The following is a 22,695-nucleotide window of genomic DNA, read 5'->3' as shown; positions in this document are numbered from 1 at the left end:
ATTTGGATTCTGTCATCATATCTGGAATGACAGAATCTCTTATTCTCTATTGATAACTGTTGTAAAAGGCAAAACTTTGTTGTTTATAATAGGCCCAATAACGATCACCATAAGACCAGTGCCAATATTCATTGGGGTAATTCACAAAACCGACCTTTTCCAAAGCCTGACTCATAATTTCCCGGTTCCGTTTTGCTTCATCAGTAATCATTGCTGAGTCCGTCAAGGATAGAGTACCTTCCACATCTTCCATCCAATCTTTAGGATGAATCCCCATTTCAATTGGGATACCTTGATCATTAATGAGGTAAATATCGATAGCAGCGCCTGTGGCGTGTGGGGGTATGTTTGTAGTCCCGTCTAAATTGATTACAGGCGAAACCATACGTGTAGTTTCTATAAAAATTTCTTGGTGAGACCAAAAGGGATGTTTGTTTTTTACCTTTTCATAGCGTATATCAAAAAGGGATTTTTGAAGGCTTAAACTCCGGTAACTTTCATACAAACAAAAACGTAATCCTTGCGGTAATAAGGATTGCGCTTCCTTTAATTTTTCAAAAACCGTCAATCTCATTTTTGTGTAATCTGTATTATTCGGGATTTCAGGAGAGGGTCCATAGCTAATTTCCGGATGATTAATGATATCCACCATTGGATCATGATTTTCTATTACTGGAACAGCAAGTATTCTAGGATCAGCTATAAGTAAATTAGCATCAAGTTCAGTGTACTCTGACATTTAAAATCCTTAAAACTTATTTTGTAAAAGAAGAAAAGAAATCTGCTGCATTCTCTCTAATTTCCCCATCAGTTAAATCTTTAGTGTGGGTAGCAATCATCCATAAATATCCAAATGGATCTTTAACCTGACCAGCACGATCCCCCCAAAACATGTCGGCGACTGGCATGGTAATTTGCGCTCCTGCTGCAACAGCTTTCTCAAAGACTGAGTCCACATCAGAAACATACAGAAAAAACCCTATCGGGGATTTACCAAGCGTTTCAGCACTTTGGGCGCAATTATCTCCTTCCATTTCATCGCCCATCATAATAATCGAGCTTCCTATCTGAATGCGGCCATGCATAATGCCTTTTCCATCTAATGTGGGAAAAATATGCAATGATTTTGCATGAAATGCTGTTTCATAGAATTCAATTGCTTTCCTACAGTCTTTAAAGGTCAATGTAGGTGTGACGGTATGAAATCCCTCTGGAATTGCTTGAACCATATTCTTACCTCATGAATTTTAAAAAAACCATTATAAATTAAATTGGCTCCGGGTAACAAAATGATTTTTTAGATTTGATTTTTAATCCAGCTGGAAAAAAAATTCACTTCTGGTTATTATGCTCCATTATTATCATGAGGTTGTACAGGGCATGAGATTGCAGTATTTTATTTTATTGTTTTGCTTTTTATATGCATCCTATGCATGTAGTGAACTGAATCAGGTAGAAATTCAGCAAAGAATTCAGCCCATAGGTAAAGTGTCATTACAAAGTGAAGCGCTAGCAGATAATAAAACAAAAAATATTACAGAAAATAAGAAAGAACCCGGTGAAGAAATATATCAGCAATTTTGTATTATTTGCCACCGAGATGGTCTTGCTGGAGCACCAAAATTCAGGAATGAACAAGATTGGAAACCACGGTTAGCCGGGAAAGCTTTAAATGATTTACTTGCGTCTTCACTAAAAGGATTGAATGCTATGCCTGTAAAAGGAACGTGTATTAAATGCAATGATGAGGATCTCAAAGCGGCTATATCCTACATGTTGCCAAAATCATGAAAAAAATGACTTATAAAAAAATACAAACTTTTAACGCAGCATTGACCCTGTTTGTATTATTTGCTTCTTTTTATTTTCAATATGTAGTTGGATTAAATCCTTGTCCATTATGCATGATGCAACGTATTTGTGTGTTTTTATTACTGGGTGTGATGGGAATCAGTTTTCAAACTTTAAAAAGAGCGCACATTGTCAGCTTACTGCAATTTTTTATTTCATGTGCGGGCTTGTTTTTTGCTTTACGACAATTATGGTTACAATCCTTACCAGCAAGCCAGGCACCCGCTTGTATGCCAGGGCTTGATGTTTTAATCCGTTATTTCCCCTGGCAAACTGTAGTAAAAACTTTATTTTGGGGTAGTGGGGATTGTGCTGAGGTCAGTTGGAGGATGCTTGGCATTTCCATGCCTGGATGGTGCGCTATGTACTTCCTTTTTATGGCGATTATGGGAATTGTTTTATTTTGGCATACTCGTTTAAATACGCTTCGGGAAAATTTTTAAGTCGGCCTTGTCATTATCCTGGCTAATGCCAATTTTTTCCTTCCGCAGTCCATTAAAGTCAGGAAGAATTTAAATCGTTTTTGAAGTATTGAACTGTGCATTATGTCCTACAGCGCTTGAATCGCTTGCTTGTTCCTTACTTAATAGGAAGGACTTATATTCTTCCTTCTCTGGGTGCGCCAATCGAATCATCTTACTTTTAAATTGGGCAATACGCATTGCGGATTCAGTGGATTGGTTAACCCTGATATTTTGTAATAACTCCATAAGAACAGGACGAGGTTGGTGGCAGATAATTAGCATGTCGCACCCAGCATTTAAAGCTTCCTCTGTACGCGTCATTAAATTACCTATATCCGCGCCAGTCATACTCAAACAATCACTTAATACCAATCCTTGAAATTCCAAATCTTTACGCAAGATTTCTTGCAACCATATCGTGGAAAAACCTGCAGGTTTTGCCGCATCGATGTTTTTATAAGTAACATGAGCAGGCATGACGGCATCAAGTGCCCCTTTTTTTATCAAGTCAATGAAAGGTTTTAAATCTTTCATCCTTAATTCGTCTATTGTGGCCAGAGAAACAGGCATGGCAATATGGGAGTCCGCATTGACTGAACCATGGCCGGGGAAATGTTTTGCAACTGATGGCATGCCTGCTTTATTCATTCCTTCAATAAAAGCATTGGCCAAAGAAGTCACTACATCCGGGTTAGAGTGGAAGGCACGATCTAAATGCGCAATCACAAGACTTCTATCATGAAGATCAAGAACAGGCGCAAGGCTTAAATCTACCCCATTCATGAGTAAATCTTTAGCCATAATATCACCATATTGACGGGCAAGCTTAATACCTACTTCTGGACTTAGATCATAGACATCACCATAAACCCTGGATGCAGGTAATGAGCGAAACCCTTGACGTAAAAAGCGTTGTACAAAACCTCCTTCATGATCACAGGCAATGAAAATCTGGGGATTAGTTTGTCGTATGTCGAGAATTAAGCGGTCCAATTGCTTAGGACTTATAAAGTTGCGCGCAAAGAGGACAACTGAACCGATAAAAGGATGTTTTAAAATTTCCCTCTCTAGGGTTGTAAGCTCAGGGCCTTCTATATCAATCATGAATAAACTAGAATTTGCGCTAGGCATATAAAGGGTATCCTTTTTAATAGGGGATAAACAGGACCATGCTTCCTCGGTTTTTGGGATGATATCATAGATTGTACTACTTTTCTAAACCCCAGTCGGTCACTTAATTTATAAAGTAAATTCAACTTTTGCATCCCTGGTTGCTCTGCTTTTCCTAAAATATAAAAATGAAACTTAATAATGAAACTGATGAGGATACTGGTAATCTGAACATGACTTGGCTATGATCAGCTATTTTAAATATTTAGCAGATGAAAACTTTTTCTTGCGATGTCTTGCATCGGCACACCCACACTCAAGCACGAGTGACGCGAATCACCACTGCGCATGGTGAGTTCATCACCCCTGTATTTATGCCGGTTGGTACACGTGCTGGCGTGAATAATATGACTCCTGAGGAATTACACCAGGCACACAGTCAGATTATCTTAGGGGGTAATACTTATCATATGTTGTGCGCTCCCGGTATGGATGTCATTGAAAAAGCGGGGGGCATGCATCCTTTCATGGGATGGCATGGGCCTATGTTGACGGACAGCGGCGGTTTTCAAGTATTTAGTTTATCTAAGAACAAAGAAATTTGTACTATAGATGAGGAAGGAGCACACTTTAAAATACCAACAAACCAACGCTTAATTCATATGACTCCTGAAATGTCTCTGGAAACCCAAAAAATCATCGGCGCAGATATAATAATGGCTTTTGACCAATGTACTCCTGACAGTTGTACTAAAGATGAGGTCAGTCATATTATGGACCGTACCCATCGCTGGTTAAAGCAATCGATTCAATACCACCAAAAATATCCCAATTCCCAATATGGATACCAACAAGCACTTTTCGGTATTATACAAGGCGGTACTTTTAAAGATTTACGAAGGGAAAGTGCCGATTTCGTTGCTTCTATGAATACTGACGGTATCGCCATTGGCGGTGAAACCATAGGATTTGATATGAAAACTACAGTGGAGGTGGTTCGTTGGGTGCGAGATTATCTTCCCGAAAATAAGCCACGATATACCATGGGCGTAGGAATGTCCCCCCAGGATTTACTAGATGTCGTTGCGGAAGGTATCGATATGTTCGATTGCGTTGCTCCAACACGTAATGCGAGGCATGGATCGTTGTATTGCGGCGAACTGATTCGTGAAGGCAATTGGTTACGTTTTTTCAGTGAATATGAAAATGAACGAATACAAATTAAAAAATCGTGTTTTGCGAATGACATGTCACCCATTATGGCCCAGTGTTCCTGTTATACTTGTATGAATTATTCACGATCTTACCTGCATCAATTAGCAAAACAAAAAACAAATTTATTTACCGCGTTAGCAAGTATTCATAATGTTCATGTGATGCACGATGTTTGTGATAAAATGCGCCAGTTAATAATCAATGAGAGTTCGAATTGAAAGACAGCTCATTCCTATTGGTGCCAAAAAAATAATAGTTCTGCAAAAAGGTAAAATGTTTTTTATTTTTGATTCATCAATTAATTTAAATCTACAGGAGATACAATGGTTGTAATTAGTACATCTAAAGGTGATATTCATCTTCAATTAGATACAGAAAATACTCCGGCTACCGCAGAAAATTTTCTAAATTATGTGCGAAGTGGTTTCTATAACAACACAATTTTTCATCGAGTTATTGCCGGTTTTATGATTCAAGGTGGCGGTCTTGATTCAGAGATGAAGCAAAAATCTACCCGTGAACCTATTAAAAATGAAGCAAAAAATGCAAAACCTAATAAGCGTGGTTCAATCGCGATGGCACGTACTATGGATCCTCATTCTGCGACTGCTCAATTCTTTATTAATGTGGCAGATAATGCCTTTTTAAATTACAGCGGTGATCACATGCAAGGATATGGATATTGTGTATTTGGTGAAGTTGTTGAGGGTATGGATGTTGTTGATGCCATTGCTAAAGTAAAAACTGGACAAAGCATGGGACATGCTGATGTGCCTGTTGAAGAAGTAAGTATTCTTGAAGTAAAAGAAGTCTAAGTCCATTCTTGAAATTACCTGGTTGCTTGCAACCAGGAATCTTCTCCGCACCAAGCAACCAAGCTACAACCTGTTCTACGGTCTTCTTTTTCTTTTTTTGATACTTTCTGAATAATCAAATACTGGTATTTCAATATGGAAAAATATAGCAATGAGACGTGCACTAAAAATACTAAAGAAAGTTATCAATACATTAATATTTTCTGAAACATGAAAATAATCGAGTGTAATAAACAACACTGCTCCAGCTAATGCAATGACAGCATAGAGTTCTTTTCTCAATACTAAAGGAATGTCATTACACAAGATGTCCCGAAGCATACCGCCGCAAATGCCAGTAATCATACCACTAATGATGGCGATACTTGGTGACAAACCATGATTAAAAACCTTCTGGGTTCCAATGATTACAAAAGTAGATAATCCCAGGGCATCAAGTATTAAAAATATTTTCATGATTCGTGTTAGCGAATGTGCAATAAATATAGTGAGAAACGCACAAATTGAGGTATACAGCAAATATTCTGGATGGATTACCCAAGTTAAGGGGTAAGTATTAAATAAAGTATCCCTAACGGTACCCCCGCCTAGCGCAGCAATACTGGCAATGAGCATCACCCCAAAAAAATCCATTTTTTTACGCCCAGCTGCTAATGCACCTGTCATTGCTTCAACGCAAATGCCAATGATAAAAAGGTAGTGGAGTAACATATAAACTCAGTGTATTTTTAAAAACCAATGATATCACTATTGGATCAAAGTAAGAAATAGGTATGGAGACTCATTTTGACTCATCAATGGATTGATCATTTCTCCAGCGCGTGACTAAAATGTTTAACTGAAGCTAGTGCCAAATCAATTATTTTTTTTGCTTGTTCTTCCTCCGCACTGATGAGGCTCACATCATGAATTAACCCCATTAAAAAACCAGATATTTCCTGCTCTAGAAGATCTCCACGATAAAGGCAAGAGGCTTTGATAAAGATATATTGAAGTAAGTTTTTATCAATTAAGACTTTTTCTTGCAAACCGATTTGATCATTCGTGGCGTCACCAAATAATAACCATCCTGGCGAAACATGAAGCTTCGCTGCAATTTCCATAAGCTTCAGGGGATCAGGAATGGCTTCGCCACGAAGGTATTTACGGCAAATTTGTACGGAATAACCCGTAATTTCTGAAAGCGTATGGATACAAACCCCAGAGGTGGAACGTTTGGAGTTAAATCCTGCCGCAATCATGGCATCACGTAAACGGCCTGCAAATTGTGTAGCCAAATTAAATTTATCCAAATGTAATCTCTATTGAAATAAAAAGAAACGAATTATAACAAAAAGAAATAAACCCCGCAAAATTATGCTTCATTAAAGAAACTATAAGTTTCCTTTAGAAATTATATGTTGACAGTGGAAACAATATCGTTATAATACCCTCGAAAACTGCAGCATGGTTTTCTAGTCCCAAAATGGAAAAGGTGATATCGATGGAACATTATCACCGTAAGTTCAATTCAAAGAAAAAGTGGTATAACTCATAGCAGTTGACCTCGCAAATGTCATGGCTTGAATGGTTCCCCTCCATTCAAGCCATTCTATTAAGATTGGTCTGGCAAACTAAGCAATAAATTATTAATAAATTTTTATTCACCCTAAGGAATTCAATGTTCATTCCAAAAGTTGACTTTAGACACAAGGCCAAGATAAACACATACTTTTGGTTTGTAATGAAAAGTCATTGTGACAGAAGTCTAATTCTTGTATTTTAAATAAGGTAGGTTATCTTTATTATTCATGTAACCCATTTTTGTTTTGGTAATCGGAGACAAAAAATGCTGAAAGGATCGTACTGGAATAAGTACTACTTTCCTTCATGCGTGTCTCAAGACAGAATAGTCTTTTGGGTGTTAATAAAGCTTGATGAATGTAATGCTCATTGTAAATTCAATTAACTTTCAAGCGCAACAAGGTAATGGAATATCATGGACAGATTTATATTTAGGGGTAGACATCGACAAAGAAAGTTTTGCCTTAGCCGTTCTTTATCACGAGCGCTCACCCCTGTTTTGATGTCTATATCGGTATCCCTTTATGCTGTGTCATTGGCCATTCCCCAGATTCCCTTAGTAATTGCCAGTCCGACTCATCCTCAGGTATTGATCCTCATAGGAAATTCACAATCCATGGATGGGAATTTTAGCGGGGCCATTATGACAGGCTCCGGTTCATTATCCAGTAATCTGACCTCGCTTTATGAATCAAGCTCCCCAGTCAATTATACTGTCCCATCAGGTTTTACTCCCCCATTACAAGGACCCGACGCTAATGGACTTGCACCCTATACCGTAATTCAAGGGACAAAAAAAGTTGACAATAGCCCGAGTCGATTAAATGTAGCAAAACAATCAGTCCAGGCAATACTTGAGCATTATATCCCCACAACAGATTTTGCTTTGGGATCCTATAGTACGAGCAGTATCAGTGTGAATAATACTTGGGTTTATTATATGTCCCCTCAAAGCAGTAATTTTGTTTTTACGAACACTCCGCTTGCAGGGAATCGATATGTGACGAATCCTTGCTATAACTACCCTTCAGCAACCTCAACTGTGGCGAGCAATTGCGCCTCCATCGCCGCGCTTTATGCAGCCGGTGTTGTGTCCTCAAGTCAGTATATGCAAATAGGGGCATCAAGCGACGATCCTTCAATCAATGATATCCTTTTTACCTCCAGTGCATATCCAGGGATCTTCTTGGCATATAACGGGCCCAGCCCGTCAAATCCTTACCCGCCTAATTATACGATATCAAATTACAATCAGGGCAATGTGAGGATGACCTATAACAATACAACACCCTCTTTAGGTAAATTTCTGTTATCGCCTACCAATGCTGGCTTTGTGCCATTTTCCCCACAGGTGATGTTCGTCGAAAGGGGATTTGTCTATTACAGCAGTAACTCGTTTAATACAGGGAATGTTCTCGTAAACATGAAGAGTGCAGGAATCAATCCGACCACCACAAGTGTTGCCAATGCATTGAATGCATTTACACCCTTTTTACAACCGGAAACCAACTCAACATCAACCACCGAAATTAAAGCATCTGCTACTCAATCGCCCCTGGCGGGAATGTTAAGTAAATCGGCAAGTTATATGAAAACAGTTAACACCTCGAGTGGTTCTTGCCCGCAAAAAAAATACATCATTCTCATCTCAGATGGTTTGCCAACCCAGGATCTCCAGGGGAGATATTGGCCACCAATCGGTAGTGCGGCAGCTGTGGGATATGGGGTGACCGCAACATTCAATGCTGATGGAACGCTCAACACCACCAATAGTCAGGCATTATCTGATGCGATAAGCCAAATAGCCGATTTAAAGAATAATGGAATTACGACTTTTGTTATTGGTCTAGGCGCAGGGGTTGACCCTACAATTAATCCCCAAGCTGCAGCGACGTTAAAAGCGCTTGCAGTAACAGGCGGTTCTGGTGATTATTACCCTGCAGTAAATCCAGAACAACTTTCCAATAGCTTTAATGTGATCCTGACAAACATTCAAAATGGTTCTTTCTCAACTTCTGCATCCACTGTGAGTTCAACCCGTATCAATACCGATACGGTGGAATATCAAGCCAATTTTACTACCCGGGATACCCCTTATGAAGATTGGACAGGGGATTTGGTCTCCATAAAGCTTGATCCCAATACAGGTGTACCAACGAGTACGGTAAACTGGTCGGCGCAATCACAACTCGATTCGATGGTGGTTGGCTCAGGGTGGTCAAACCGCAAAATAGCCACTTGGGATCCTCTTGCTTCAGTGGGCGTGCCTTTCGAGTGGACAAACATCAACGCAACCCAACAATCGCAATTACAACCATTTGATTCATTAGGCCAGCAGCGCTTGGAATATATTCGCGGAAATACCGCCTTGGAAAAAAGAAATGGCGGAGCGTTTCGTAACCGTTCGCATATCCTTGGGGATATAGTCGACAGCCAGGTTATTTTAGTTTCTTCACCGCAATCGCCTTATTTGACGACAAGTTATGTCAATTTTGCAAAAAATTATGTGAATCGGCAACCCATTCTCTACGTTGGGGCGAACGATGGAATGCTTCATGCGTTTAATGCAATTACAGGGCAGGAGTTGTTTGGCTTTATTCCCAATGGGGTATTTGAAAATCTATACCAGCTCCCTTCTACACTTTATAATCAAAACCATATGTTTTATGCCAATGGTTCTCCAACCAGTAGCGACGTCCAATTTTCTGATGGTTCCTGGCATACCATCCTCGTCAGTGGAGAAAATGCTGGTGGCCAGAGTATCTATGCTCTTGATATTACCAATCCCGCTATCCTGAGTACGGAGTCTGCATTGGCTAACGCAGTTTTGTGGGAGTTTACAGATCCGGATTTAGGTCTTACATTCAGCATCCCGCAGGTGGGGCAAATAAGTAGCGGAAGCTCCACTTCATTAGATTTCGCTGTATTTTTTGGTAATGGTTATAATAGTGCGAATAATAATGCGGTACTTTATGCAATAAATCCGCAAACAGGAGCATTAATTCAAAAAATAGATCTTTGTGCAGCATTTCCTTCAGCCTGTAATGTGAATTTACCCCAAGGACTGTCAACCGTTGCACTAGGCCAGAGAGATGGATTGCAAGGGCAACCGATAACAGTAGTTTATGCAGGGGATTTGCAAGGCAATCTTTGGGCAGTTGACGTTTCATCAAATAATCCGAGTACATGGAGTCCTCGATTATTGTTTCAAGCCCGAGACTCAGTGGGTACTCCCCAGCCTATAACAACAGCCCCTATCGTGACTTTAAACCCGAATTATCCCCGTTATCAAGGTACCTTTATTGTTTTTGGAACGGGAGAACTGCTGACGACGTCTGACTTAGCCAATAGCCAAACTCAAACAATTTATGGTGTATGGGATAAACCCCTGACTTCAACCACCTATACGCGTGCAGACTTACAGCAGCAAACATTGACGGTGGTTAAATCGACCACTTCCGGTTTGTCCAAAGACATTATAACTGCAACGGCAAATACCATAAATTGGACGAATAAAGTCGGCTGGTTCGCTGATCTGCCTATCGCCGGCCAAAGAATAATCACAAATCCTGATCTGATTAACGGGGCTTTTATTGCCACTTTAAATACACCACCTCTTAACTCATGCGGTTTTGGTTTTAAATCCATGCTCTTAGAGCTGAACTTTTTAAATGGAGGCGCTTTCCAATATGCCCGGTTTGATTTGAATGGTGACCAAGCATTTAACGCCTCAGATAAATATAATGGGGGATACCCTGTAGGCATCGGTTTATCCAATAGCTATGCGAATTCAGCCACTTATTTATCACAAGATAAAAATGGTAATGATGTATTTTTAATTACTTTATCGGATAAAAGCCAAATGACTGTGATTGCCCCCAGTAGTTCACGTAAAAAATCCGGTTGGTGGCAAATTAAATAGGGCTATTTTGTAGAAGTAGCCCCGGACTTTATTAGAAAAATGGAATGTATCGAGTGTAAAGATTTAATTTAAATGAGTTAAGTGTTCTCAAAAAATAGCAAAATAAATTTGGATTAAATATCTTTGAGTAAGTTCACTAATAAATTAATGGAATTTGCGAGATTAATTTGCTCATTTTCATCTAGGGCACGAAGATTTTCATTCAGACGATTATGTAGCAGGTAGGGGGCAGCCCGAACAAAATTTTTTCCTTTCTCAGAAATATCGATATAGATTATTCTTCTATCCTTAATATCACGGGTACGATGCACAAATTCTTTTTCCTCAAGCCTGTCAATGACGCCGACCAAAGTGCTCATGGATAGATATACTTTTTTTGATAAGGTTGAGATGGTCATTAGCCCATTCTCATAAATTTCATACAAACAGGCGATTTGGGGTACGGTCATTCCATAGCATTTATTTAACCTTCGCGAATGAAAATCCATCTGCTGCATGATTTTTCGTAGTGCCAAAATAATATCTTTGGATCGTTGTGCCGACTCTATTTCAACAGGGTTTTCTTGGTCAATTTGTTGGTGATTCATTGTATTCATGGAAGGGGCTTATAAAAATTCAAGGTTGAAATTGAGCGCTTTAACCATTAGTATTTAAAAATGATTTGTATACGAATTATTTCAACAGACATGAAAACTAAAGGTATATTTATTGTACACCACTATTAAATCGAACTGTATAGAGCCTTCCAAAATAAAGCAAAGGCCCTTTCCAATATGTTTCTCTATGAATCCATAATAAAAAGAAGGATTAATTATGCAAAGTCAACTCAACGAATCCTTATCCATTCAAGAACAAGAGTCCGCTCAGTCCTTATTCGCATCAGAGAATGAAATTCTCTTTAATACCAATGGGACTTTAACTTTAGGGGTAGAAGTAGAATTACAACTTATCGATTCTGAGAATTTCAACTTATGTTCCAGAGCGGAAGAGGTGTTAAATTCAGTATCTCATCTTGAGAAGATCAAACCAGAATTTTATTTAAGTACCATAGAAGCAAATACATCCAAATGCAAAACGGTGCAAGATGTGGAGGAAGATCTTTATACAACGCTGCTTGACCTTCAACGTATCACTAAAAAATTAGGGATTTTACTTGCATCAACTGGGTCGCATCCATTCTCCAGATATGCGGATTGGGTCATTTCTCCCACAGCCAGATATCAAGATTTAATTGACAGGAACCAATGGTTGACCCGAAGAATGAGTGTTTATGGTCTTCATGTGCATTTGGGTATGTCCAGTGGGGAAGAATGCATACGCTTTAATAATTTCTTTATGTATTTCTTGCCCCATTTATTGGCATTATCTTCCAGCTCACCTTTTTGGCAAGGAATCGATACCGGGCTTGCTTCATGCCGACCCACTACGTATGAGGCTCTTCCTACGGCAGGTCAACCTTATCATGTACGCTCATGGCAAGATTTTGAAAGCTTGTATAAAACGCTGAGATTATGTGGCTCTATTAAATCCCTCAAAGATTTATGGTGGGATATGAGACCAAGCCCCGGTTTTGGGACACTGGAAATTCGCGTTTGTGATGGCACGGCAACCCTTGCGGAAACGGTGGCTCTTGTGGCTTTGATCCATACTCTTGCCCATTGGTTTGCAGACAACGGAAGTTGGCTTGAGTCAGTTGCTTATCCCCCATATTGGCTGTCACGGGAAAATAAATGGAGGGCGATTCGCCATGGGTTAGACGCTGAGCTCGTCATGAATACCGAAGGAAAAACAAAATTGATGCGTGATGACTTAAAAGAATGGTTTGAAAAATTAAAACCTTACATGGAGCAACTGAAATACCAAACCTATTTTGCAACGCTTCAAACAATCATGGATTCGGGAACAAGTTCTGAGCGGCAGCGAAAAGTATACGCCTCTAATCATTGCTTTAAAGAAGTGGTGAAACACAATGTCAGCGAACTTTTGTTGCAAGTACCTTTATACCGGCAGGAAAGGGTCATTGCTTGAATAAAATAGGGGCATCGAGTGACATAGGCTTTTTCTAGATCGAAATGATTGCTTTGTGATGCCACATTATTATATACTTCATCCCAATGTATCTGCAGGTCGTTTTATAGGCACGTAGCTCAGTGGTAGAGCACCACCTTGACATGGTGGTGGTCGGTGGTTCGATCCCACTCGTGCCTACCATGCAAATATCGAATTCCAGGAGCGCCCCTTTTCATTTGGGATGATGCTTGAGATGGACTCCTCTTAAGTAAGGTTTAAGCCCTGCCATGCAGGGTTTTTTTTTGAAAGAAAGTGCTTACGGATAAAATGATGCCAAACATTAAATTACCTGATGGAAGTATAAAACATTTTGAAGCGCCTATAACTGTTTATGAAGTAGCTCAAAGCATTAGCCCTGGATTGGCTAAAGCGGCTTTAGCTGGCCGTGTTAATGAGCGCTTGGTGGATACTTCTTTTCTTATTGAAAATGATTGTGCATTAGTAATTCTGACTGAAAAACAAGAAGAGAGCCTTGAAGTCATTCGCCATTCTGCTGCGCACTTACTGGCGCAAGCCGTAAAAAATCTTTTTCCCTCAGCACAGGTCACAATAGGGCCGGTTATTGAAGATGGATTTTATTATGATTTTGCCTTCCAAAGACCCTTTACGCCAGAAGATTTGGAATTAATCGAAGCAAAAATGGTGGCGCTGAGCAAAGAAAATTATCCAGTAACACGAAGGGAATTGCCTCGGGATGAAGCGATTCAATATTTTAAGAGTATCGGCGAAGAATATAAAGCGAAAATCATTGCTGACATTCCCAAAGACGAAGTATTGTCTTTATACAAACAAGGTAATTTTGAAGATCTTTGCCGTGGCCCCCATGTTCCTTCTACTGGATTTATCAAAGCATTTAAACTAACCAAACTCGCTGGAGCGTACTGGCGTGGCGATTCCAATAATGAAATGTTGCAGCGTATCTATGGTACTGCCTGGGCAGACAAAAAATCTTTGGCTGACTATCTCTTCCGTCTCGAAGAGGCCGAAAAACGCGACCATCGCAAATTGGGTAAGAGTTTAGAACTGTTTCACTTTCAAGATATTGCTCCCGGCATGGTATTTTGGCATCCCAAAGGCTGGACAATTTATCAAGAACTCGAACGTTACATGCGAAATCGCTTGATTGATTTTGGTTACCAAGAAATAAAAACACCCCAATTAGTAGATAAAGTTCTTTGGGAAAAATCAGGTCATTGGGCAAATTTTAGAGATGAAATGTTCGTGACCGAAACGGAAAATCGGCATTATGCTGTAAAACCCATGAATTGCCCATGCCATGTTCAGGTATTTAACCAAGGATTAAAAAGTTACAGAGATTTGCCTTTAAGGTTTTCTGAATTTGGGAACTGCCATCGATGCGAACCATCTGGTTCATTACATGGTCTTATGCGCGTTAGAAACATGGTTCAAGACGATGCGCATATCTTCTGTACTGAAGATCAAATTCAATCAGAAGTAGCTATGATGCTGGAGCTCGTTCAATCCGTATATGCAGATTTTGGTTTTCAGCACATCAAATATCGTTTGGCATTACGGCCCGAAAAACGTGTCGGAAACGATGAGGTTTGGGATAAAGCTGAAGAAGCTTTAAAGCAAGCGATGAAAGATCGCAATATTGAATGGGTCGATGCACCAGGAGAAGGTGCTTTTTATGGACCTAAAATTGAATGCTCCTTATCAGACTGTCTCGGGAGAATTTGGCAATGTGGGACCATCCAAGTGGATTTCTCAATGCCAGGGCGTTTAGATGCTTCATATATTGCAGAAGATGGCAGCAAACAAATTCCTGTGATGCTTCATCGTGCCATTTTAGGGTCATTTGAACGCTTTATGGGAATTTTGATTGAACATTATGCAGGAAAGCTGCCCTTATGGTTGTCTCCAACACAAGCTGTGATATTAACCATTAGTGAAAAACAGAATGAATATGCAAAAAAAGTGACACAAATTTTGCAAAAAAGAGGTATTCGCGCTAACAATGACTTGAGAAATGAGAAAATTGGTTTTAAAATTCGCGAACATACTTTGCAAAAAGTACCCTATCTCTTAGTAATCGGGGATAAAGAAGTAGAATCCAACCAGGTTGCTGTGCGTTCACGCGAAGGTACGGATTTGGGTGTGATGACATTAGATACAATTTGTGATACCTTGGTGCAAGAAATTGCTCGTAAAGGATCAAATAAATAACAAACAGGGGGGGTTAAACCATTAGTGCACCAACTAAGCGTGAAAGTGATCGCGCACGAATTAATGAACAGATCAATGTACCTGAGGTACGCTTAATTGATGTCGATGGGAACCAGGCAGGTATTATCTCTACACGTGAAGCATTACGTGCAGCCGAAGAAAGTGGATTGGACCTTGTGGAAATATCCCCAACAGCCAAGCCTCCTGTATGCCGTATCATGGATTACGGCAAGTTTCTCTTTGAACTGAGTAAAAAACAAGCTGAAGCAAAGAAAAAGCAGAAGCAAATTCAGGTCAAGGAATTAAAATTCCGTCCGACGACGGAAGATGGAGATTATCAGGTCAAGCTACGCAACCTGATCCGTTTCCTCAATCATGGTGATAAAGTCAAAATTACGCTACGTTTTCGTGGTCGTGAAATGGCTCATCAAGAACTCGGTATGAAGATTCTTGAGCGATTGCAGCAGGACACAGCAGAAATTGCTGTAGTGGAACAGCACGCAAAACGCGAAGGAAGACAATTATTGATGGTCTTATCGCCCAAAAAAAGTAAGTAGCTGATTAATGCGGAGTATATTGTTATGCCGAAGTTAAAGTCCCATCGCGGAGCGTCTAAACGCTTCCGTAAGACAGCAAGTGGCGCGATTAAACGTCGCGGTGCTTATAGAAATCATATCCTTACCAAAAAGTCTACCAAAGCAAAAAGACATTTGCGTGTAGAAGCAGGTACTTTGAAGCCATGCGATGCTCGTTTGGCAGAACGTATGTTGCACGGTAGTTAAGGGGGGAATGAAAAATGCCAAGAGTTAAACGTGGTGTGACAGCGAAAGCACGTCACAAGAAAGTTTTAGACCAAGCAAAAGGTTATTACGGAGCCCGTAGCCGTACCTACCGCATGGCAAAACAAGCAGTTATTAAAGCAGGTCAATATGCATATCGTGATAGACGCCAGAAAAAGCGTCAGTTTCGTGCGTTGTGGATCACTCGTATTAATGCACAAGCTCGTGAGTGTGGATTATCTTATAGCCGTTTGATTGATGGGTTGAAAAAAGCCGCAATTGAACTGGATAGAAAAGTATTGGCTGATTTGGCTGTTCATGACAAAGTAGCGTTTGCTGCAATTGCTGAACAAGCTAAAGCTGCATTAGCAAATTAATCGAAACGCGACATGATGTTTTCGTTGTAGCCTGGGTTAAGCCGATGCCTGATCCAGGAAATCTATAGCAGAAAAACTTGGGTTCGGCTATGATTTACCCAGGCTATGAGCAAATTAGATTGCTAAAAAATTTATTTTAAGGAGGCTGCGGCCTCCTTTTTACTTGTGGGTTTAATTATGCAGGATATCATCACCATACAAGAACAGGCTTCTGAAGCCATTAAGAATGCACAAGATGTATCTGGATTAGAATCAATTCGCGTTGACTTTTTAGGTAAAAAAGGCAAATTAACAGAAATTTTAAAAAGCCTGGCGCACCTATCTGCCGAAGAGAAGCCGAAATTAGGCCAGTTAGTCAATCAAGCAAAACGTGAAATCAGTACCTTGATTGAAACGAAAATGCTTGAACTAAAAGAAAAACAATTATTAGAAAAACTTTCAGCAGAGCGTATTGACATAACCCTTCCAGGACGTAAGAAAGAGAGTGGCTCTTTGCATCCGGTAACCCAGGTAAAACATCGGATTAATGAATTCTTTAGTCGCATGGGTTTTGATGTAGTCGATGGTCCCGAAATAGAAACTGAATTTTATAATTTTGAAGCGTTAAATATTCCCGGTCATCATCCAGCCCGTGCCATGCATGATACCTTTTACTTTGGTGATGGTCGCCTATTGCGAACGCATACCTCACCAGTACAAATACGCACGATGGAAGAACGTAAGCCTCCATTTCGTTTAATTGCTCCTGGCCGTGTGTATCGATGTGATTCGGATTTAACCCATACCCCCATGTTTCACCAGGTTGAAGGCTTATTAATTGACAAACAGGCTACATTAGCAAGTCTCAAAGGTTTGCTCCAAGATCTTTTTGCCGATTTCTTCGGGCGTAAGCTAGCATTGCGGTTCAGGCCTTCTTATTTTCCCTTTACCGAACCTTCGGCAGAAGTAGATATTGAATGTACCCAATGCAATGGTAAAGGCTGCCGGTCCTGTAAATTTACAGGATGGCTTGAAGTTTTAGGTTGTGGCATGGTGCACCCGAATGTTCTTAAAGCAGTTAATATTTCGCCCGACGAATACCAAGGTTGGGCATTTGGAATGGGATTGGACAGATTAGCCATGTTGTATTATGGAATTGATGACTTAAGAATGATGTTTGAAAATGACCTTACTTTCTTAAGTCAATTTTAAAATTGTTTTAATTATTGATGTCAGTGGATAGCTTCCAATGACAACAGTAAGTATCAATGCATTGGCGTCAACTAAGAAAAATTTCCTTGTCTATGTCTCGCGATTTGCTCGCAGACGCTCACTTAGTTGGCGCCATTGTGTGACCCTTTAAAAGTATAACCAGGTGGTAAGGACTATAAATGAAATTAAGTAAATTATGGTTGCGTGAATGGGTTGATTTCTCATTAACTGAGCAAGAACTAGCAAACCAATTGACTATGGCTGGTCTGGAAGTAGATGCTGTGAGTCCAGTAGCAGGTGAGTTTACCCAGGTGATCGTTGCCGAAGTTCTTAGTACCAAACCTCATCCTAATGCGGATAAGTTAACTCTTTGTGATGTTAACATAAACTCCCATAAACCCTTGCAAATTGTTTGTGGCGCTTCCAATGTAAGAGCTGGGTTAAAAGTGGCATTAGCCATGGTTGGCGCGCGGTTGCCAGGTGGATTTAATATTAAAGAATCCAAATTGCGTGGCGAACTGTCTCAGGGAATGCTTTGTTCTGTCAGTGAACTTGGCATGGCTGAGCAATCCGATGGCATCATGGAATTGGAACAAGATGCGCCTGTAGGTATGAATTTGCGTGCTTACTTGAATTTAGATGACCATGTCATCGATGTGGATTTGACTCCTAATCGTGCTGATTGTTTTAGTGTTTTAGGAATTGCGCGTGAAGTAGCTGCTTTGAATCAATTACCTTTATTGGAAAAAAGTATTTCTAAGACTCCTCCCAGCATTGATGATGTATTGTCAATCCATTTAAAAAGCCCTGAGGCATGTCCCCGTTATTGTGGCCGAGTCATTCGAAATATCAGCACCCAGGCTACGACTCCTTTATGGATGAGTGAGCGTCTGCGCCGTAGTGGCATCCGGGTATTGCATCCCGTTGTGGATGTAATGAATTATGTCATGCTGGAGTTAGGCCAGCCCATGCATGCTTTTGATCTTGCAACAATTAAAGGTGAAATCAATGTTCGCTTCAGTAATCATCTGGAGCAATTAAAGTTGCTCGATGGGCAAGAATTAACCCTTAATGAAAAAGTCCTGGTGATTGCCGATAAGGAAAAGCCTTTGGCCATGGCAGGTATTATGGGAGGAGAAGCAAGTTCAGTCCAGGCGCATACTCAAGATGTCTTTTTAGAAAGTGCTTATTTCAATCCCATCGTGATTGCAGGGGTTGCAAGAAAATTCGGTTTATTTAGTGATTCATCACAACGGTATGAACGCGGCGTCGATCCAGGCCTGCAGATGAAAGCGCTCGAGCGTGCGACTTCTTTAATATTAGAAATAACGGGTGGTCAAGCTGGACCAGTGATTGAGTCTGTTGAACAAGGCTTTTTACCACAAACCATTCATTTCTCCTTTGATACCGACAAAGTGAAAAAATTAACTGGTTTAAGTATTTCACTACAGGAAATGAAAAATTTATTAAGTGGATTAGGAATTACAGTTGGAAAAGAGCGAAATAATTTTCTTGATGTGATCATTCCTTCACATCGTTTTGACATTCAACACGATGAAGACCTAGTAGAAGAAATTATCCGCCTCTATGGATATGATAATTTACATGCACAACCTATATACACACAAGTCCAGGCAGGAACAACCTGCAGTAATGAAGAAATAGCAGCGAAATTGTCCCATTGGTTTAGTCATAGAGGATATCATGAAACCATCAGTTACAGTTTCGTAGATCCTGAATTACAACAAGAACTCTACCCTCAAAAAGAGTCGATGCAATTGCTGAACCCCATTTCATCTGAATTATCGCAAATGCGCGTTGGCATGTGGCCCGGTTTGATTGCATCCATGATCTATAATGTTCATCGTCAACAAAATGCGATTAAATTTTTTGAAATTGGTGTGGTTTTTGATGTGAATAAAGAACAGCTTACCGAACGTCCTTGTATTGCCGGTTTGTTGATGGGAGAACAGGGAGGTCTCAGTTGGAGCGAGCCTAAGCGTGCTTATGATTTTTTTGATTTGAAAGGCGATCTTCAATCATTATTTGCCTCCCTTAAGTTAAATCAGGTTGAATTTATTGCGGCCGCTCATGAAGCGTTACATCCAGGACAATCGGCTCAAATAAAAATTAATGGACAATGTGCCGGGTGGATGGGTGCCTTACATCCCCGGTTGATGGATGCTTTGGATTTACAACATGATGTTTTCTTGTTTGAGATTAATTTAGAGTCATTGACGGCACAAAGTACACCCCGCTACCAAGCAATTTCAAAGTATCCACAAATTCGTCGGGATTTATCCTTCCTTGTGAATTCGGAAGTCAGTGTGATGCAAATTGAATCAGTGGTTCGTTCATGCATTAAAGAAAATTGGTTAAAATCTTTTGATGTATTTGATGTCTATACAGGCACAGGAACTCCCCAAGGCAAGAAGAGTCTCGCAGTGGCTATGACTTTACAAGATGAAAATCGAACGTTAATAGACACTGAGATCAATTCTTTAATTAGTGCTATAATCAATACGTTAGAAGACAAATTTTCAATCATATTGAGGGAATAATCGTGAATGCATTGAGCAAAGCAATAATGGCAGAAACCTTGTGTGATGAATTAAAATTATCCAAACCCGCCTCCAAAGAAATGGTCGAAAATTTTTTTGAGGAATTGCGGTATGCGCTTGAGCATGGGAACCATGTCAAATTATCCGGATTTGGTAATTTTACTTTAAGGGATAAACCACAAAGACCGGGTAGGAACCCAAAAACTGGACAAGAAATTCCTGTAGTAGCCAGGAGAGTTGTCACTTTCAAGCCTGGTTTGAAGTTAAAAACAAAAATTGAATCTATAGGAAATTAATCATTGTCTTATTATAACAAACATGTCCTCATATGCACCAATCAAAAAGCTGCAGGCAAGAAATGCTGCGCCAATTCTGGTGGTGAGCCATTTTTTGATTATTTAAAATCGAAGCTTTTAGAACTCGAAATGCATGGCCCGGGCAAAGTGCGCGTGAGTAAATCAGGCTGTCTTGGACGTTGCAGTTCCGGCCCCTGTATCGTCATATATCCGGAAGGTGTGTGGTACACATATACTTCATTTGCAGATATTGATGAAATCATAGAAAAGCATTTGATCGCCGGTCATGTTGCCGAAGAATTATTGATCGATCAAGAGTAATTTGATTACGCCAATCCGGAATGGTGTGATGTAATCGCTTTTTAAATTAACTACATCCTTGCACCCATAATTCCCAGTGTACTCAAGCAACAATATATAAAAAATTATATGAATCTTGTTTTAAATTTGATATATTTACGCAGATTTAATTAAATTGTTAATAAATTTTTATCCTTTTTACTTGTAGGATGTTTCTGTTTTGGTTAAAATCGCCCGTCCATGATAGAAGATTACCAATTAGGCGGTTCGGAGTTCATTTAATGAAGACATTTAGTGCCAAAAGCCACGAAGTCAAACGCGACTGGTTTGTGGTTGATGCCAGCGATAAAGTTTTGGGTCGCTTAGCAACTGAAATTGCTCGTCGTTTACGTGGCAAACATAAAGCTGAGTACACCCCCCATGTTGATACAGGTGATTACATTGTTGTTACGAATGCGGAAAAGGTTGTTGTTACCGGCCGCAAGTTCACCAACAAAATGTACTACCGTCACACCGGATATCCTGGTGGGATAAAATCAGATAGTTTTGAAAAATTACAGGCTAGAAATCCTGTTCGAATTATTGAGCTTGCAGTTAAGGGAATGTTACCAAAGAATCCCTTAGGTAGAGAGATGTATCGTAAGCTCAAAGTATATGCTGGCAATGAACACCCACATACTGCACAGCAACCCAAGCAACTTGATATTGAGGAATAAGTATTATGGCTGAAATGAAGCAATACTACGGCACTGGCCGTAGAAAAAGTTCAACAGCTCGTGTGTTTTTACGTCCAGGTAAAGGCCAAATCCAAGTAAATGGCCGTACTTTACAGGAATATTTCTGCCGTGAAACTTCTTGCATGGTTGTGATGCAGCCATTAGAAACCGTTGATCTGGTCAATAAATTTGACGTATACATTACAGTATCCGGTGGTGGCGTTTCTGGTCAAGCAGGTGCTGTACGTTTAGGAATTGCTAGAGCGTTAGTTGCTTATGACGAAACAGGATTGGCTGAAGATGCTGAACCTAATCCTAATTCAGTTCGACGAAGACTCCGTGCGCGTGGCTTGTTAACCCGTGATTCACGCCGAGTTGAAAGAAAGAAAGTGGGCTTGCACAAAGCACGTCGTGCTACTCAATACTCAAAACGTTAATCGTTTATTTTTTAAGAGACCTCGCAGATGCGGGGTTTTTTTATTTATGATAGCCTGGACGCAGCGAAACCAAGCCGTGATCCTGCGCGAAGCACTGCATAGATTTTCGGGTACATCCCGTTGCCGCCAGGCTTCTCATACTAGATAAGCAAATATATGGTGAAGAAAATAACCGACCCTGATGAGGATAAAGACAAGTGCATCGATGAGGGTCGCCGACAATTTTTATTGACGACTACTTGTGTTTTAGGCGGGCTCGGCGCACTGTGTGCTCTAACCCCTTTTGTCGCTTCTTGGTTACCTAGCGCTAAAGCTCAAGCAGAAGGAGCACCCGTACAGATAGATTTAAGTAAGATGGAGCCAGGGGAGCAGGTAGTCGTTGAATGGCGGGGAAAGCCAGTTTGGGTCATTAGGCGAACGCAAGAAATGTTGCATCGTTTATCAACAAACGCTTCCAAATTGCGTGATCCGAATTCGCTAACCAAACAACAACCTGATTATGCAAAAAATGAGCATCGCTCCGTCAAGCCGGAATATTTAATCCTCGTTGGCATTTGCACTCATTTAGGTTGTTCTCCAAAATACAAGCCTAACCTTGGAGAATTAGGTCCTAACTGGCCCGGTGGTTTTTTCTGTCCGTGCCATGGATCAACTTTTGATCTTTCTGGAAGGGTATTTAAGGATGTTCCTGCACCGATTAACATGGAAGTACCACCGCATTACTTTATAGGTAAGCACACTCTTGTTATTGGCGAGGATAAGGCTTAAGTTCCATATCTACCTTGATGAACTTAAGGACAATAGTGGGCTGATGAAAGAAAAACAAACAGTTTTTCATGGC

General features: G+C 40.2%; 23 protein-coding genes and 1 tRNA gene. 18 read left to right on the top strand and 6 right to left on the bottom strand.

What is annotated here, in order from left to right:
• Window positions 1–46: 46 nt before the first annotated feature.
• Together BU07_RS0102130 and BU07_RS0102125 are read right to left on the bottom strand one after the other, a co-directional pair.
• Window positions 47–739 (bottom strand): M15 family metallopeptidase, encoded by a 693-nt coding sequence (locus BU07_RS0102130; RefSeq protein ID WP_031563236.1) that lies wholly within the window; start codon window positions 737–739, stop codon window positions 47–49.
• 16 nt (window positions 740–755) lie between these two features.
• The gene (locus BU07_RS0102125; protein WP_031563233.1) at window positions 756–1,229 is read right to left on the bottom strand and encodes a VOC family protein; all 474 of its coding nucleotides are present in this window, start codon (window positions 1,227–1,229) and stop codon (window positions 756–758) included.
• 151 nt (window positions 1,230–1,380) lie between these two features.
• Between BU07_RS0102125 and BU07_RS0102120 the strand changes: the two genes are divergently transcribed.
• A complete protein-coding gene (locus BU07_RS0102120; protein WP_031563231.1) occupies window positions 1,381–1,791 on the top strand; it encodes a c-type cytochrome in 411 nt (136 codons plus the stop codon).
• Window positions 1,788–2,294: a disulfide bond formation protein B gene (locus tag BU07_RS0102115; protein WP_031563229.1), complete on the top strand. Its 507-nt coding sequence runs from the start codon at window positions 1,788–1,790 to the stop codon at window positions 2,292–2,294. Before BU07_RS0102120 ends, BU07_RS0102115 begins: the two co-directional genes overlap by 4 nt.
• A 69-nt stretch (window positions 2,295–2,363) precedes the next feature.
• Here the strand turns inward: BU07_RS0102115 and nagZ are convergent, their stop codons facing one another.
• Window positions 2,364–3,446, bottom strand: a complete 1,083-nt coding sequence (nagZ, locus tag BU07_RS0102110) for a beta-N-acetylhexosaminidase (RefSeq protein ID WP_031563226.1) — start codon at window positions 3,444–3,446, stop codon at window positions 2,364–2,366.
• A gap of 251 nt (window positions 3,447–3,697) precedes the next feature.
• On the opposite strand from nagZ, the gene tgt reads away from it, so the two are divergent.
• Complete coding sequence (gene tgt, locus BU07_RS0102105; RefSeq protein WP_031563224.1) at window positions 3,698–4,858, top strand: tRNA guanosine(34) transglycosylase Tgt; 1,161 nt, start codon at window positions 3,698–3,700, stop codon at window positions 4,856–4,858.
• Window positions 4,859–4,963: 105 nt separating this feature from the next.
• Window positions 4,964–5,455, top strand: coding sequence for a peptidylprolyl isomerase (locus BU07_RS0102095; RefSeq protein WP_031563221.1), 492 nt, complete (start codon window positions 4,964–4,966; stop codon window positions 5,453–5,455).
• A 75-nt stretch (window positions 5,456–5,530) separates the two neighbouring features.
• Here the strand turns inward: BU07_RS0102095 and BU07_RS0102090 are convergent, their stop codons facing one another.
• Entirely contained in the window at window positions 5,531–6,166 is a 636-nt protein-coding gene (locus tag BU07_RS0102090) for a trimeric intracellular cation channel family protein (protein WP_031563219.1), read from the bottom strand.
• Window positions 6,167–6,261: 95 nt separating this feature from the next.
• Window positions 6,262–6,747, bottom strand: coding sequence for a helix-turn-helix domain-containing protein (locus BU07_RS0102085; protein WP_031563217.1), 486 nt, complete (start codon window positions 6,745–6,747; stop codon window positions 6,262–6,264).
• Between the two features lie 773 nt (window positions 6,748–7,520).
• On the opposite strand from BU07_RS0102085, the gene BU07_RS0102075 reads away from it, so the two are divergent.
• A complete protein-coding gene (locus tag BU07_RS0102075; protein ID WP_423202574.1) occupies window positions 7,521–10,940 on the top strand; it encodes a pilus assembly protein in 3,420 nt (1,139 codons plus the stop codon).
• A 113-nt stretch (window positions 10,941–11,053) separates the two neighbouring features.
• On the opposite strand, the gene BU07_RS0102070 is transcribed toward BU07_RS0102075, so the two are convergent.
• The gene (locus tag BU07_RS0102070) at window positions 11,054–11,527 is read right to left on the bottom strand and encodes a MarR family winged helix-turn-helix transcriptional regulator (protein WP_242601862.1); all 474 of its coding nucleotides are present in this window, start codon (window positions 11,525–11,527) and stop codon (window positions 11,054–11,056) included.
• A gap of 226 nt (window positions 11,528–11,753) precedes the next feature.
• On the opposite strand from BU07_RS0102070, the gene BU07_RS0102065 reads away from it, so the two are divergent.
• The 13 genes from BU07_RS0102065 (at window position 11,754) to petA (ending at window position 22,622) form a co-directional block, all read left to right on the top strand.
• Window positions 11,754–12,968, top strand: coding sequence for a carboxylate-amine ligase (locus BU07_RS0102065; RefSeq protein ID WP_031563209.1), 1,215 nt, complete (start codon window positions 11,754–11,756; stop codon window positions 12,966–12,968).
• Window positions 12,969–13,076: 108 nt separating this feature from the next.
• Window positions 13,077–13,151, top strand: a tRNA-Val gene (locus BU07_RS0102060).
• 129 nt (window positions 13,152–13,280) lie between these two features.
• Entirely contained in the window at window positions 13,281–15,197 is a 1,917-nt protein-coding gene (thrS, locus tag BU07_RS0102055) for a threonine--tRNA ligase (RefSeq protein WP_031563207.1), read from the top strand.
• A gap of 20 nt (window positions 15,198–15,217) precedes the next feature.
• On the top strand, window positions 15,218–15,754 hold the full coding sequence (gene infC, locus BU07_RS16610; protein ID WP_035898927.1) for a translation initiation factor IF-3: 537 nt from the start codon (window positions 15,218–15,220) through the stop codon (window positions 15,752–15,754).
• A gap of 24 nt (window positions 15,755–15,778) precedes the next feature.
• Window positions 15,779–15,979: a 50S ribosomal protein L35 gene (gene rpmI, locus BU07_RS0102045; protein ID WP_019234612.1), complete on the top strand. Its 201-nt coding sequence runs from the start codon at window positions 15,779–15,781 to the stop codon at window positions 15,977–15,979.
• Window positions 15,980–15,993: 14 nt separating this feature from the next.
• Entirely contained in the window at window positions 15,994–16,353 is a 360-nt protein-coding gene (gene rplT / locus BU07_RS0102040) for a 50S ribosomal protein L20 (RefSeq protein ID WP_031563200.1), read from the top strand.
• Between the two features lie 177 nt (window positions 16,354–16,530).
• Complete coding sequence (gene pheS, locus BU07_RS0102035; RefSeq protein ID WP_031563199.1) at window positions 16,531–17,544, top strand: phenylalanine--tRNA ligase subunit alpha; 1,014 nt, start codon at window positions 16,531–16,533, stop codon at window positions 17,542–17,544.
• Between the two features lie 179 nt (window positions 17,545–17,723).
• On the top strand, window positions 17,724–20,105 hold the full coding sequence (gene pheT / locus BU07_RS0102030) for a phenylalanine--tRNA ligase subunit beta (RefSeq protein ID WP_031563197.1): 2,382 nt from the start codon (window positions 17,724–17,726) through the stop codon (window positions 20,103–20,105).
• Between the two features lie 2 nt (window positions 20,106–20,107).
• Window positions 20,108–20,401, top strand: coding sequence for an integration host factor subunit alpha (locus BU07_RS0102025; RefSeq protein ID WP_031563194.1), 294 nt, complete (start codon window positions 20,108–20,110; stop codon window positions 20,399–20,401).
• A 3-nt stretch (window positions 20,402–20,404) separates the two neighbouring features.
• Window positions 20,405–20,722 (top strand): (2Fe-2S) ferredoxin domain-containing protein, encoded by a 318-nt coding sequence (locus tag BU07_RS0102020; protein WP_031563192.1) that lies wholly within the window; start codon window positions 20,405–20,407, stop codon window positions 20,720–20,722.
• Between the two features lie 260 nt (window positions 20,723–20,982).
• Window positions 20,983–21,417: a 50S ribosomal protein L13 gene (gene rplM, locus BU07_RS0102015; RefSeq protein WP_031563190.1), complete on the top strand. Its 435-nt coding sequence runs from the start codon at window positions 20,983–20,985 to the stop codon at window positions 21,415–21,417.
• 5 nt (window positions 21,418–21,422) lie between these two features.
• Window positions 21,423–21,854, top strand: coding sequence for a 30S ribosomal protein S9 (gene rpsI / locus BU07_RS0102010; protein ID WP_031563189.1), 432 nt, complete (start codon window positions 21,423–21,425; stop codon window positions 21,852–21,854).
• Between the two features lie 156 nt (window positions 21,855–22,010).
• The gene (gene petA / locus BU07_RS0102005; RefSeq protein WP_031563186.1) at window positions 22,011–22,622 is read left to right on the top strand and encodes a ubiquinol-cytochrome c reductase iron-sulfur subunit; all 612 of its coding nucleotides are present in this window, start codon (window positions 22,011–22,013) and stop codon (window positions 22,620–22,622) included.
• The last annotated feature ends 73 nt before the right edge of the window (window positions 22,623–22,695 follow it).

The sequence above is a fragment of the Legionella wadsworthii DSM 21896 = ATCC 33877 genome (assembly GCF_000701265.1).
Classification (GTDB): Bacteria; Pseudomonadota; Gammaproteobacteria; order Legionellales; family Legionellaceae; genus Legionella; species Legionella wadsworthii.
Note: the sequence above shows the minus strand (reverse complement) of the source record. Positions and strands in the feature narration are given on the sequence as shown.